Here is a 13,796-nt window from a genome sequence, read left to right on the forward strand (position 1 = left end):
AGGGCAGTCCGTGATGGGATCAGGAAGCCAGTCCGGAAGCTTTCACCACTTCAGTGAAGGCGTTAGGATCGACAATGGCCAGGTTGGAGAGCACTTTCCGATCAAGCTCAATGGAATTTTTGCTCATGCCGTTAATCAAGCGGCTGTAATTAACGTTGTTCTGTTTGGCAGCTGCGCTGATACGAGAAATCCACAGTGCGCGGAACTCCCGTTTTTTAACACGACGGTCACGGTAGGCGTAACACAGTGCACGATCAACGGCTTCGGTAGCGGTTCTAAACAAACGACGCTTGCCGCCACGAAAACCTTTAGCCAGGGACAATACTTTATTTCTTCTGCGGCGTGCTTTAAAACCGCGAGTTACACGAGGCATTCTCTTCTCCGTTCAAACTAAACTCGTCACACCGCAGACGCTTAAAAAGCAGCTGCGGCAAACAATCAAGGTAGATTTATAAAACCGTATCCTCTTCTGCCCTTAGGCGTACGGCAGCATTCTGCGTACTGCTTTTACATCAACCTCGGCAATCAGGGATGCCTTGCGCAGATTCCGTTTACGCTTGGTTGATTTTTTGGTGAGGATATGCGAGGTAAAGGCCTTGGCACGACGAATTCGGCCGGAACCGGTGGTTTTGAACCGTTTGGCAGCGCCTCGGTTGGTTTTCATTTTTGGCATGGTATACGCTCCTTACATCTAGCCGGCCGTATATCCAGCCGGAACTCATGGGGTTATAATCAATGTCTAATTTTAGGCCTTTGGTCCAACGAACATCACGAGTTGCCGTCCTTCCATTTTGGGTTCCTGGATGATTACACAGTCTTCCCGCAGCGTGTCGGCAATTTTGTTCAAAGCTTCCAAACCGATGGTCTGGGCATAAATAATTTCCCGACCACGGAAGCGCATGGTCACCTTGACCTTATTTTTCTCCGCAAGAAACTGTTTGATCTTCCGTATCTTGAAGTTGAGATCATGTTCCTCGGTCTTGGGGCGGAACTTAATCTCACGGGTCTCTATTACGGTTTGTTTCTTTTTGGCTTCCTGCTGCTTCTTTTTCAACTCGTAGCGGAATTTGTCGTAGTTCATGATACGACAAACAGGTGGGTCAGCCTTATCGGAGACCTCAACCAGATCGAGCCCCTGCTCGTGAGCAGTTTCAAGCGCAGCTTTAACGCTTATAATTCCACGCTGTGTCCCATCAGCGTCAATAAGGCGAATCTCTTTGTATTTGATGTCCTCATTGACTTTAATCTTCAGTTCCTGCTGGGGGGGAAGTTTTCTGCCGCCTCGCTTCTTAATGTTCGTTCCTCCAGTTGGTGTTGTGGTGATCAGGCATCACGCCGGCGACACTCATCAATAACAAGATCAACAAACGCCTCCGGAGTCATAGCCGGCAAATTTTTTCCATCTTTTTGCCGCACAGTGACGGTGCCCTCTTCTTTTTCACGCTCACCAATAATAAGCATGTACGGGACTTTCATCATCTGTGCTTCACGGATTTTGTAGTTGAGCTTTTCATTGCGCAAATCTTTTTCGATTCGCACGCCCTGAGCTCTCAGCTTGGCATACACCTGCTCGCAGTATTCGGCCTGATCATCGGTGATGTTCATGATCCGTGCCTGCTCGGGTGCAAGCCACAGGGGAAATGCTCCGGCGTAGTGCTCAATGAGCACGCCGATAAACCGCTCCAGCGACCCCATAAGTGCCCGGTGAATCATGATAGGCTGATGTTCAGCTCCGTCATCACCAGTATACCCCATCTGGAACCGCTCGGGCAGGTTAAAGTCGACCTGGATGGTGGAACACTGCCAGGAACGACCGATCTGATCTTTAATTTTGATATCGATCTTGGGCCCGTAGAAGACACCTTCGCCAGGATCGATCTCATAGTTGAGCTCTTTTTTATCCAAGGCCTGCTTCAAGGCCGCGGTAGCGAGCTCCCAGTGCTCGTCAGAGCCGACGTATTTCTCAGGACGGGTGGAGAGATAGACGTCGTACTGATCAAAGCCAAAGGTTTTCAGAATGTGCAGGTTCAGATCGATAATGTTGAAGATTTCCTCTTCAAGCTGATCCGGACGACAGAAGATATGGGCATCATCCTGAGTAAAACCACGCACTCGCATCAAGCCGTGCAAGGCACCGGTGCGCTCGTAGCGATACACCGTCCCTAACTCGCACCAGCGAATAGGAAACTCGCGATAGCTGTGTTTATCAGCCTTGTACACACCGATGTGAAATGGGCAGTTCATCGGCTTGAGCTGATACTCAACCTCATCAATCTCCATGGCTGAATACATATTCTCGCCATAGAAATCAAGGTGACCTGAGGTCTTCCACAGATCCTGCCGTGCGATATGCGGTGTGTAGAGAAGCTGGTATCCGTTTTTATAATGCTCGTCTTTCCAGTAATCCTCGAGCAATCGACGCAACAAGGCCCCACGAGGTTGCCATAAAATCAACCCGGGGCCAATTTGATCCTGAATGGTAAACAGCCCCAGCTGCTTACCGAGTTTTCGATGATCTCGTTTACGCGCCTCTTCCAGACGCTGAAGGTAGGCCTTCAGCTCTTTCTTATCTGCAAAAGCAGTTCCGTAAATACGGGTCAACATGGGGCGGGTTTCGTCGCCACGCCAGTAGGACCCGGCCACACGCAACAGCTTAAAAACCTTTATCCAGGAGGCATCGGGCACGTGAGGCCCACGACAGAGGTCGACAAATTTTCCATGGGTGTAGAGGCTGACCGTGTCAACATCCATATCCCGGAGCAACTCAAGCTTGTATTCCTCGCCCAGCTCTTCGAAAAACTTAATTGCCTCTTCACGGCTCACTTCACGTCGCTCGAAAGGAATCCGTGCGTTGACCAATTCGGTCATCTTGGCTTCGATTGCCTCGAAATCTTCGGTTGAGAAGGCTTTCTCGCGATCAAAGTCGTAATAATACCCATCTTCGATGGCTGGACCAATGGCAACCTTGACCGCATCACCATAGAGCTCCTTCACTGCCAACGCCATCAAATGGGCCGTGGAATGACGCAGAATCTCAAGCCCTTCTTCAGAACGAATGGATACAGGTTCGATAACTGTATCCCCATCCAAAGTGGTCGATAGGTCCAGCAGTTGACCATTGCTGCGTACAGCCACGGATTGTTTACGTTGCTTGCCTGAGACCAGCTCTTTAAGCGCTTCGGCAACAGTCACACCTTGCGGAAACGCCTTACTTTCACCATCTTGGACGGATACCTGAATTTCTGCCATTGTGCCTGTAAAAAGGAAAGGCTAACGAGCAGATAAATCTGCATCCTAGCCTTTATAAAAAATTGGTAGGCGCGGACGGGGTCGAACCGACGACATCTACCACGTCAAGGTAGCGCTCTCCCACTGAGCTACGCGCCTACAGCATTTATTTGTCGATTTGGAAAGATCTTTATACAGCAAGCTGCCAAAGACCGCAAGTGAAATACCAGCAAACATAGAGACTGTCAATAAAAATTACCTGGACGGATTCCCTCTTTTCCTATTTTTTCGGTATTTTTTCGGCATCGTGTCGAATAAAGTGCCCTTTTTTCATCCTTTTCTCTCCTGGATCTTTATCTCTGGAGTAATATATCACTTTTCCCCCCTCCTCCTCGTTCTTGTTCCTCCTGAAGGCTCAACCTTGTTTATCTTGCAGAAACAGGAAAATGTCTCAAAAGAAGACAGCATTTGGTTGGTTGCTATGGTATATATAACTTTTTATACTATTCTCTTCTGGCAGGTTATTCTAACTCGTTTAAACAGAACATGTCCCGAGTACTCAATCGTACATTGCAAAACATTCTGAGTTCTGCCGACCTCCCCACTCTCCCCGTCGTTGCCTCTAAAGTTCTTGAGCTCACCACACAGGAGGAGGTCGAGGTGGCCGAGGTTATCCACCTCATCTCTCAGGACATCGCCCTCTCAACCAAGATTCTTAAAGTGGCGAACTCTGCCTTTTATAATTTTCCACAGCAGATTGGATCAGTGCAACAAGCAGTCTCTCTCCTTGGAATCAACGCTGTGCGTAGCCTCGTCTTAAGCTTCACCTTTCTTTCCATGGGAGAGGAGAACACTTTTAAGTACTTTGATCTGAACGGTTTCTGGAGACTGTCTCTTGTTCGTGCCGCAGCAGCACGACTTATCAGCCAGTACGTTGGCGAGGTTGATCCGGAAGAGCTGTTCACCCAGGGGCTTTTACAAAACATTGGCCAACTCATCTTTGCCCTGACGCTTCCAGAGCGCTACGACACCCTCCTTGAGGAGCTGGAAATCGATAACACCAGGCCCGATGAAAGCCTTGAAGAAGAATATCTGGGACTCGCCCATACGGTCTCCGGTGCGGAGGTGGCCCGATGTTGGTGCTTACCTCAAAGTATTGTAGATGCTATTCGTTATCACCACGCCCCGGCGCAATATGAGGGAGCAGACTGCCGAAACTCTTCCGCTGTTAAGATCGTCTACCTCTCTGAGATGCTTGCCCGTATATTTCAATCCAATATGCCCATAGAGGCGCAAGAGGAATTTGAGGAAGATGCACGTAAAATGCTTGGACTTCCCAGTGAAGAAATTGGCCATATTTTAAAAATCATAAATAAGAAAGTGACAAAATCAGCCCAATTTTTTGGGGTCGAGATGGAGCCGGTTCGGTCAGTCACTGAAATTATTCAGGAGGCTAACATTCGCCTCAGCCTTCTTCATCTCAGCTATGAGGAAATGAACCGGGAACTGCAACAGGCCAAAAATTCCCTGGAAGAGCTCACGGCTGAGCTCACGGAGAAAAACCATCAACTTGAACAACTTGCCAATATTGACGGGTTGACAGAAATTCATAATCACCGCTATTTTCAAACGTTTCTCCGTACCGAACTGCGCCGAGCCAAAGAAAACAATCTTCCCCTCACCCTTTTGCTTGCCGACATTGATCATTTCAAGCAATTCAATGATCGATATGGGCACCAAACAGGTGATTTCATACTCAAAGAACTCTGCAGGGCTGTGCTCCCCATGCTCCGCGATTATGACCTCATGGCGCGATACGGAGGGGAGGAATTTACCTTTGTTCTCCCCGATACCAGCGCTGATGGTTCTCTTGCTGTCGCCCAAAAAATTTGTCGCCTGGTTGCCGAACATCCTTTTTCCAATGATTCAGCCTGTTACCAGGTGACACTGAGCATTGGGGCAACCACGATTTTCCCTGCAGAAACTGCCATTTCGGCCAATGAATGCATAGACCAGGCCGACCGCGCACTCTATGAAGCAAAGAATCGGGGACGAAATCAGGCTATTTCTTTTCATAATCTCAGCCGAACCAATTGGCTTCGCATGTAGCTCCCATCCTCCTCTCTTTCCTCTTTTTTTCCCTCTCAGATGAATCACACCGTATATCCGTGAGCTATTCATCGGTGAGTCAGCTTCAGGTTTTTCTTTCTGACCAGGAAAATTCTCACATAATTCATTTATCCCCAAGATAGTTCCGAGTGGTTACCCCTAAATTCACTCTATCTGAAGTACCACAAAGTCAGCTCATTCCCTGAATATTACAGACAAAAATAAAATTTCTCCTTGTAAACAGGAATCATTCCCTGTTAACTTCTACACTCAATACAGCGTATTGCTCGCAGCACGTATTAACGTCAACCAACTTACAGGAGACCTCCCATGAAAAGGACCTACCTTGCTGCCGTTCTGGCCCTCTCTCTCGCCGCCCCTCTGACGGCTCTTGCCAATGAGCCTTCCCCTCTTCTTAAGGATGCCCAACTCGAATTCCAGCCTATTCCCGATCAGGCTCCATCTATTAAAGAAAATCCTGCAACGCCTGAAAAAGTTGAATTGGGCAAGATGCTCTACTTTGACCCCCGTCTATCCCGCAGTGGTCTGATCAGCTGCAACACCTGTCATAATGTGGGCATGGGTGGTGACGATTTTCAGGAAACATCCACTGGCCACGGTTGGCAAAAAGGTCCACGGAATGCTCCCACCGTGTTGAATTCAGTCTTTAATCTGGCTCAGTTCTGGGATGGACGTGCCAAAGATCTCGCAGAACAGGCCAAGGGGCCGATTCAGGCTGGTGTTGAGATGAACAACACCCCGGAAAATGTTGTCAAAACCTTATCCAGCATGCCTGAGTATGTGGCTCTTTTTAAACGCTCGTTTCCCGGAGAAGCCGATCCCGTAACCTTTGACAACATGGCCAAAGCGATAGAGGTTTTTGAGGCGACCCTGATCACACCGAACTCCCAATTTGATCGTTTTCTCAAAGGGGATGTACAGGCTCTCAATGCCGAGGAAAAAGAGGGCTTGCAACTGTTCATGGACCATGGCTGTATTTCCTGTCATTCCGGCATCAACATGGGTGGAGATGGTTACCATGAATTTGGCGTGGTGACCAAACCAAGCGAAAAAATAATTGCAGGAGACAAGGGGCGCTACGAAGTGACCAAGGCGGAGGGAGATACCTTCTCCTTCAAGTCACCGTCGCTGCGAAATATAATCCTGACCCCTCCATATTTTCACTCCGGTGTGGTGTGGGATCTGAAGGAAGCTGTTTCCATCATGAACGACTCCCAATTGGGATCTGAGATGCAGGATGCTGATCTTGATAAAATTGTAATTTTTCTTCACACTACTACGGGGAAACAGCCGCAGGTTATGTATCCGATTCTTCCGGCATCAACGGACACAACGATAAAACCTGCACTCGACTGACGCAGAGCCTTGCTCCCCCCGTGACAGAGCTGGTTGTCCTCGGATGCAGAGCGTTCCCCAGAAGTTGGTTTGACCACTTAACAGCGTAGGATTATAATGGCTTGGCGGAGTGAGATAAGCTCACTCCGCCTTTTTCTTGTCGAGGTCAAACATGCATCTGTTCTTTGTGCTTCTTGCTGTCGCCCTTGCAGCCTTGGCCGGTATCTCGGTCTATCCCCACTCGCTGCTCAACGCTCTCTTCACAGGCCTCGCGGCCTTTCTGCTACTCAATGTGCTGGGGCTTCGCCGTCGTGTCGATCTGCTGGAACGGCAAGTCACACGCCTCATGCAGTCCCACGACAGCACCACTCGAACTGAGCCGACAGCACAGCACGAAAAAAGTAAAGAACAACCGCAACAGCCTCGCCCTGTACTTGTCCCCTCTCCAACGCCGCCCCCTCATCCCAAGGCAAGCGCAACGCAGCCCGCCTCCCCTTTCGGCACAGTTCTGGCTCCTGTGCTGCAATGGATCACAGGGGGCAACCCGATGCTAAAGATTGGCCTGGTGGTTCTTTTTTTCGGGGTAGGCTTTCTGCTTAAATATGCGGCCCAACAGGAACTTCTTCCCATCGAGCTACGTCTTGCCGGTGTGGCCTTGGGAGGCCTCACCCTCCTCACACTGGGCTGGCGACTCCAACACAATCACCCACTCTACGGACATGGTCTTGAAGGCGGTGGTATAGGTGTTTTGTATCTGGTGATCTTTGCCGCTGCACGCTATTATACGCTTGTCCCTTTTGGCCTGGCTCTCGCGCTCATGATCGGCCTGGTTGTCTTTTCCGGGATGCTCGCCCTGCTGCAGGATTCGAAAGGTATGGCTGTCTTTGCCTCCTTGGGTGGCTTTCTCGCCCCCATCCTCATGGCAAGCGATAGTGGCAGCCATATCCAGCTTTTTAGCTACTATGTCCTTCTGAACTGCGGAATTCTCGCTCTCTCCTGGTTCAAAGCCTGGAGGGAGCTCAACCTCGTTGGCCTCTTTTTTACCTTTGGGCTCTTTTCCCTCTGGACCGCCACTCACTACACACCTGAGCTCTTTGCCACCACCGAGCCATTTCTTCTTTTATTTTTCCTTATGTACGCCATCATCGCCGTTTTATTTGCACTGCGGCAACCACTCAAACTTCGTGGTTTTATTGATGGCCCCTTGGTCTTTGGCCTGCCTATTGTTTTCAGTTCGCTTCAGGCTTATCTGACCCAGGACTACCGCTTTGGCCTGGCATTGAGCGCTTTAGGACTGGGGGGATGGTATGTCGTCCTTGCCCGCCTGCTCTGGAATCGCCTTGGGGACGGTATGCGTATGCTCACCGAATCCTTCCTTGCCCTGGGGATTGTCTTTGTCAGTCTCGCTATTCCTTTGGGCCTTGATCCGCAATGGACCACTGCCAGCTGGGCTCTTGAAGGTGCAGCCATGATCTGGGTTGGGGTGCGACAAAAACGGGTGGCAGCCCGACTTTTTGGTCTTCTCCTCCAACTGGGAGCGGCACTCGCCTTTTTTGATCAGCCCCCCCTGGGGGGAGAGAGCATCGCCCTTGCCAATCGATTATATATGGGAGCGGCATTGATAGCCTTGGCAGCGCTCCTTTCCGCTTACTGGTTTTCAAAACTTGAGCAGCAGGCACGAAGATGGGAGCGGCATCTTCCGTTGCTGCTTCTTATCTGGGGGCTCATCTGGTGGTACACCGGAGGATTGGTTGATCTTAAACAGCACGCACACCAGGTTCAGGTCCAACCGGTCTTTCTTTTATACTCTTCGCTGACAACAGCTGTTCTCGCCCTGCTGTGCCGCCGTATTCAGTGGTCACTGTTGACCTCAGCCCTGCTGCTCCACCTTCCAATGATGCTTCTGGTCTTCGCGGCGCAGCTCTCAAGCCAAATTTCGCCCCTTACAGGTTGGTCCGCAGGAGCATGGCTCTTAGCCATCTGCCTGCAATACCGTATGCTCAAAGAATTTGACTTGTACTTTCCCCCAATTCCCCATCTGCTCTCCCACTGCGGCAGCTTCTGGCTGATCCTTCTCCTTGTAGCCACCGAGTGCTCTCAACGCGCCCACCTGGTTGTTGACCTTGCCCCATCATGGTCAGCGGCAGCCTGGGCTGCCGGGCCGGTGCTCATCCTCTATCTTTTGGAGTTTCAAGGAAAACTGCTCAACTGGCCGGTAAAGCGTTATTCAGAGCTCTACCAGGGGCTGGCAACCGACATTCCCCTCATGGCCCTCTACCTCTGGATTGTCGGATCGTTTGCTCTGGACGGAAACCCGGCCCCGCTCCCGTATATTCCCCTGATCAATCCCTTGGATCTCTTGTCCCTTGCCATCTTACTGCTGGCACTCGTTCGCCGGTTGCGGGGGAGCAGCCACTTGACCGCCAAAGGACAACTGGTTTTCCCTGCACTCACCTGTTTCGTCTGGTTAACTGTGGTTACCGGCCGTACTGTACATTGTTTTACCCCCACAGGGTACTCTGCTGCCAAGTTGTTTGATTCGTCAATCTTTCAGGCAGCAATAGCCGCACTCTGGAGTTTACTGGCCCTGACCCTGACCATCTTTGCAGCACGCAAGCAAAATCGCAAAATATGGTTGACCGGTGCAGCCCTTTTAGCCCTGGTTGTGGGGAAACTTTTTATGATCGATCTTTCGGGCACGGGTTCCATTGGTCGTATAATATCATTCTTGGTCGTGGGAGCACTCATGCTTGTTATTGGTTATTTTGCCCCCCTGCCTCCCAAAGCTCATCAGGAACAGTCGCATGAAGCCTAAGAATACCCTTCTTCTTTCTCTCCTTGCTCTCGCACTCTTGCCTCTCTGTGTTGCGCGGGCTGTCACGCCAGTTCCCTCTGATTTTGCTTATGGAATGCACCTGCCTATCACTGATCCCAACGGCCTCTACACCCTCAAGCTGCCCCTTGGAATCTACGAAAAGCTGTACTATGCCGATCAGAGTGACCTGCAGGTTTTTAATGGAGCAGGAGAAGTCGTTCCCCAGGCGTTACAACGTGCTCCCCTGGAAAACAACCCCACCCGGACAAACGTTCCCTTTTTTCCTCTTCCCCAGGATATCCCCACAAGTACCCAGAATCTCGCCCTGATGGTTCAGCGCAATACTGCCGGCACCATTCTCTCCATTCAAGGTTCGGGGAGCTTGCCTGTTGGCAAGAGCTCCACCTATCTCCTTGACCTGAGCGAGAGCAAAGCCACTGCTTTGAAGCTTGTACTCAACTGGCAGCAAACGGCCTCCAATCAGATCTACACGCTGGCAATTGCGCAAAGCAGCGACTTAAGCCACTGGCAGCTTATCAATCCTCAAGCAGTTGTTGCCAGGCTCAGTTATCAGGGAGCAGAGGTCCTGCGGCAGGATGTCTCCCTTTCCGGTATCACAGGCCGCTACCTGCGACTGACCTGCAGAGACTGTAAAGAACCATTTCTCCTCACACAGGTGACAGCGTTCAGTGGAACCAACCAAAGTGGGGACCAGTATCAATGGTTTCCGTTAATGGATGGAAGTATTCAGGAAGAGCAGGGATGGTACCGCGTTTCTTATGAGAATCCCGCCCGATTTGGAGTCCAGGCGGTGGACCTTGAGTTTCCCCTGGCAAACTCACTTGCCCGGGTCATTATTGAATCACGCCCCACCCCGCAGGACACATGGCAACGAGTTGCAGGGGGGGACTTCTTTCGGTTGGATATGGGGAAGAGTCAACTGATCAGTAATTTCCGAACCTGCAGTCTCAATACCGACAGGTATTGGCGGCTGAGCTTGGCCCAAAGCAGCGCCCTCTCCAAACACTACCTGCCAAAGCTGACGCTGGGCTGGAGGCCTGAATCCCTCATCTTTTTGGGCCGCGGCCCCGGGCCGTACACGTTGGCCTTTGGTAGCAGTGGTAGAGCGCAGATCGATATTACCCAGGCTGCTCTGGTGGTGAATGCCCTGGCTCAAAACGGCGAGCAGGCACCACTGACCCCGGTCACTCCCGGGCCCCGCTTTACCCTGGGCGGGGAGCAGGCACTCACGCCTCAGCCAGCGACCATTGACTGGCAACGCATATTGCTCTGGGGAGTCCTCATTGCCGGAGTTCTCATCCTTGGGTTCATGGCCTGGACTGTTTCCAGAGAGATGAACAGACGAAAAGGTTAATACCCACCTGGCCCCCTGATACCTTATGGATCCAGAGGAAAATCGCTGCAGACAATGAGGTGGCTATTGAAGCACCGCACGTATATGCTGGGCCAGTTCTGCCACAGAGAAGGGTTTGCTCAGTACCGTGGCACCGAAGTCCATGTTCGTTGCATGGTGACGAGCATCCGCACCGTTAGCAGACAGAAAAACAACGCGACCTTGAGGGCAGAGTTCGCCAATCTTGCGCGCAAGCTCACGTTCATTTGTCTTGGGCTGGTCAAGAAGAACCAGATCAATCGACTCCCTGTGTTTTTGAGCCAGCTTCAATGCCTGATCAGGATTTTTCGCCGTCAATACCTTGTAATTGAGCTGCTCTAATATGGTCTGATGTAAACTGAGCATGGCAGGCTCCTCCTCCACCACCAGCACCAGCTCTCCCTGTCCGATGGCAAGCGCTACACGTTCTTCTCCCATCTCTTCCTCGCCCTCTCCCGTATAACGAGGCAGATACACACGAAAGGTGGAGCCCCCGTCAACTTCGCTTTGCACACGAACAACCCCATGATTTTGCTGAACAATGCCATACACCGTGGCCAGTCCAAGCCCGGTTCCCTGTCCCTGGGCCTTGGTGGTAAAAAACGGCTCAAAAATTCTATCCGCTATCACGCTATCAATGCCACTGCCCGTATCACTGACGGCCAGAACCACATAATCACCAGGGGGTAATCCGCCCTCGGGTGCTGGGTTTGTCTCGTCAAACGAGGCCCGTGTTATTTCCAGGGTCACTATTCCCACCCCATTGATGGCATCCCGTGCGTTGACAACCAGGTTGACCAGAATCTGATCAAGCTGTGAGAGATCCATTTTTATAGGCCAGACATTCTTCTCCGGTTGCCAGCATAACTCAATTTTTTCACCGATTAATTGGCGCAGCATGGAAAGCCTTTCATCCAAGGTGGTATTGAGTTCCAATACTTTGGGGGCGATGGTCTGCTGTCGGGCAAAGGTGAGCAGCTGCCGGGTGACATCGGCTGAACGCTTGGCAGCGGTGGTTATCTCCTGCAGGTACATATCAAGGGGTTCCGGCAGATCCATTCTGCGTTGAGCCAATTCGGCAAAACCGATAATCACGCCGAGCATATTATTGAAATCATGGGCCACGCCGCCAGCAAGTTGGCCAACCGATTCAAGTTTCTTCGCCAGGTTGAGGTGGTCTCTGAGTTTTTCGCGCTCTGCCTGCACTTGTTTCCGTTGCCTGATATCACGCACAACCGCAGACATGCCCTCGGGTTGCCCCTCGTTATTGACCAGGAGGTAGGTCCGCAATTCAACGGGAAAGGTGTGACCATCCTGATGGCGATACTCTTTTTCATAGAGTTCAGAACAGCCGCCATGCATCAGTTGTTTGCGCACATGCTCGTACTCATACTGTTGCCACTTCTCCGGTGTAAAATCCCGGGCGATACGCCCTTTGACTGCCTCGGGACTCAAGCCAACCATATCTGCATAGGCCTGGTTGCACTCACGAATACGGCCTTTCAAATCCGTCACCACAAAAGCGTCCATCATGCTGCTGTACAGACTACGATACCGCCGTTCACTGGCCAGCAGATCTTCTTCCATATGTTTCTGTTCGACAAGACGCCAGATGTACTCGCCCAGCTCCACCACGGTGTCGATATCAGCTCGAGAGTACGGACGTCCTTTGTCTGCAAGAGCAATCACCGCCACCAGGCGGCCAGCACGGACCAGGGGCAAAAGAAGCTCACGCTGCTCTCCCAAATACAGAGGCAGCTTTTGCGCTTTCTCTGCAGATTGCTCCACAGCCTCTTCCTGGGAAGGATCAATGACCTGCACATCTGTGGAAAAACCTCCTGCCATGGATTGGATATGACGACAGATAGGCTCTGCACCGGCATCGTACCAGCTCCATCCCCTGTTCCGGTTTTCGCTTTCACGCTGTTCCACTGCCACAGAATAAATGGGCGGTTCCAGGCTACAACATACCCCCCGGGAGCTGCCGACCAGTCGGGCCAGTTCCTCAATGGCTCGATGCAAAAACTCTGTGATACCATGGGTATAACAGTATTCTCGCAGCAATAGCCTGGATTCCACCCGCTGCTGCCCTCGCAGGACATCACTTTGATCTCGAAACCGTATAATCCAGCCCCCGGTTGTCGGCAAATGCTCCCCGTAGGGGGCCACTTCCAAGGCTATATGCAGCTCTTCTCCCGCTCTGGTCAGCAGCATGGGCAGCTGTTCAGAGTCCGCCGGGGTGCACTGCATGGGAGAATACAGATTTCCCCGTTGATCGATCAGCGTCATGACTTCGGCGACCGGTTTCCCCTGAGCCTCCTCCTGGCTCCATCCTGTCAGAAAGCTTGCCTTGGCATTGAGCTCGATAATCTGGGCGTCGTTGTTCACCAGAATCAGGCCGGTCCAGGGACTCTGCATGAGGCTTCTTTTCTGCTCTCTGAGCAAGAGAAACGTCTCCTCCTGTTTTGCCAGTTTTTTTCTTTGACGTAAAAGGAGAATCCTGCCCTGAAACATGGCCAGGCTGGCAATCAGCATGGCCAGAAAAAGCAGCGCAGTGCTGCGAAACTCTTTAACGACAGCCCCAATCTGATAGAGTTGACCGGTTCGGGAGTGTTGGTGAACAGACTCACTGACGTTGGTGCCGACCGGCAGGGAAGCTACTTCTTTGGAGAGTTCTCCAGCCTCACTTTTTTCCAATAATGAGGCTTGCAGCTCCGCCTTTTTTTTCATGGTCCGCGCTTCCGCCTGGAGACTGACAGCAAGAGCAAGAGAACAGAGAAGGAACCAGACCAGGGCTGGCATAATGCCACCCCGAAGAGATCGAAAGGGAGTATTTGTAGTGATTTTCATGACAGGTTCGGAACACACAGAGTTGACGAAAAAAATGATCGCTCT

Annotated in this window: 9 protein-coding genes and 1 tRNA gene; 4 read left to right on the forward strand and 6 right to left on the reverse strand. The window is 51.4% G+C overall.

Going from position 1 to position 13,796, the window contains the following annotated elements:
* Positions 1 to 19 precede the first annotated feature (19 nt).
* The 5 genes from rplT to JWJ90_RS11490 all read right to left on the reverse strand — a co-directional run bounded on the left by rplT (position 20) and on the right by JWJ90_RS11490 (position 3,387).
* Entirely contained in the window at positions 20 to 373 is a 354-nt protein-coding gene (gene rplT / locus JWJ90_RS11470) for a 50S ribosomal protein L20 (protein ID WP_205227366.1), read from the reverse strand.
* 102 nt (positions 374 to 475) lie between these two features.
* The gene (gene rpmI / locus JWJ90_RS11475; RefSeq protein ID WP_205227367.1) at positions 476 to 673 is read right to left on the reverse strand and encodes a 50S ribosomal protein L35; all 198 of its coding nucleotides are present in this window, start codon (positions 671 to 673) and stop codon (positions 476 to 478) included.
* A 72-nt stretch (positions 674 to 745) separates the two neighbouring features.
* Positions 746 to 1,327: a translation initiation factor IF-3 gene (gene infC, locus JWJ90_RS11480; protein WP_338032323.1), complete on the reverse strand. Its 582-nt coding sequence runs from the start codon at positions 1,325 to 1,327 to the stop codon at positions 746 to 748.
* Positions 1,324 to 3,249 carry a threonine--tRNA ligase gene (gene thrS, locus JWJ90_RS11485; RefSeq protein WP_205227368.1) on the reverse strand — a complete coding sequence of 642 codons (1,926 nt, stop codon included), beginning with the start codon at positions 3,247 to 3,249 and terminating at the stop codon, positions 1,324 to 1,326. The genes infC and thrS overlap by 4 nt, the downstream gene beginning before the upstream one ends.
* A gap of 63 nt (positions 3,250 to 3,312) precedes the next feature.
* Positions 3,313 to 3,387, reverse strand: a tRNA-Val gene (locus tag JWJ90_RS11490).
* 387 nt (positions 3,388 to 3,774) lie between these two features.
* On the opposite strand from JWJ90_RS11490, the gene JWJ90_RS11495 reads away from it, so the two are divergent.
* The 4 genes from JWJ90_RS11495 (at position 3,775) to JWJ90_RS11510 (ending at position 10,883) form a co-directional block, all read left to right on the forward strand.
* Entirely contained in the window at positions 3,775 to 5,337 is a 1,563-nt protein-coding gene (locus JWJ90_RS11495; RefSeq protein WP_205227369.1) for a sensor domain-containing diguanylate cyclase, read from the forward strand.
* Positions 5,338 to 5,667: 330 nt separating this feature from the next.
* On the forward strand, positions 5,668 to 6,714 hold the full coding sequence (locus JWJ90_RS11500) for a cytochrome-c peroxidase (RefSeq protein WP_205227370.1): 1,047 nt from the start codon (positions 5,668 to 5,670) through the stop codon (positions 6,712 to 6,714).
* 151 nt (positions 6,715 to 6,865) lie between these two features.
* Complete coding sequence (locus tag JWJ90_RS11505; protein ID WP_205227371.1) at positions 6,866 to 9,508, forward strand: DUF2339 domain-containing protein; 2,643 nt, start codon at positions 6,866 to 6,868, stop codon at positions 9,506 to 9,508.
* Positions 9,498 to 10,883 carry a DUF3999 domain-containing protein gene (locus JWJ90_RS11510; RefSeq protein WP_205227372.1) on the forward strand — a complete coding sequence of 462 codons (1,386 nt, stop codon included), beginning with the start codon at positions 9,498 to 9,500 and terminating at the stop codon, positions 10,881 to 10,883. Before JWJ90_RS11505 ends, JWJ90_RS11510 begins: the two co-directional genes overlap by 11 nt.
* 63 nt (positions 10,884 to 10,946) lie before the next feature.
* Here JWJ90_RS11510 and JWJ90_RS11515 read toward each other — a convergent pair whose 3' ends face one another.
* Complete coding sequence (locus JWJ90_RS11515) at positions 10,947 to 13,751, reverse strand: PAS domain S-box protein (protein ID WP_205227373.1); 2,805 nt, start codon at positions 13,749 to 13,751, stop codon at positions 10,947 to 10,949.
* Positions 13,752 to 13,796 lie beyond the last annotated feature (45 nt).

Source organism: Desulfobulbus rhabdoformis (assembly GCF_016919065.1).
GTDB lineage: Bacteria > Desulfobacterota > Desulfobulbia > Desulfobulbales > Desulfobulbaceae > Desulfobulbus > Desulfobulbus rhabdoformis.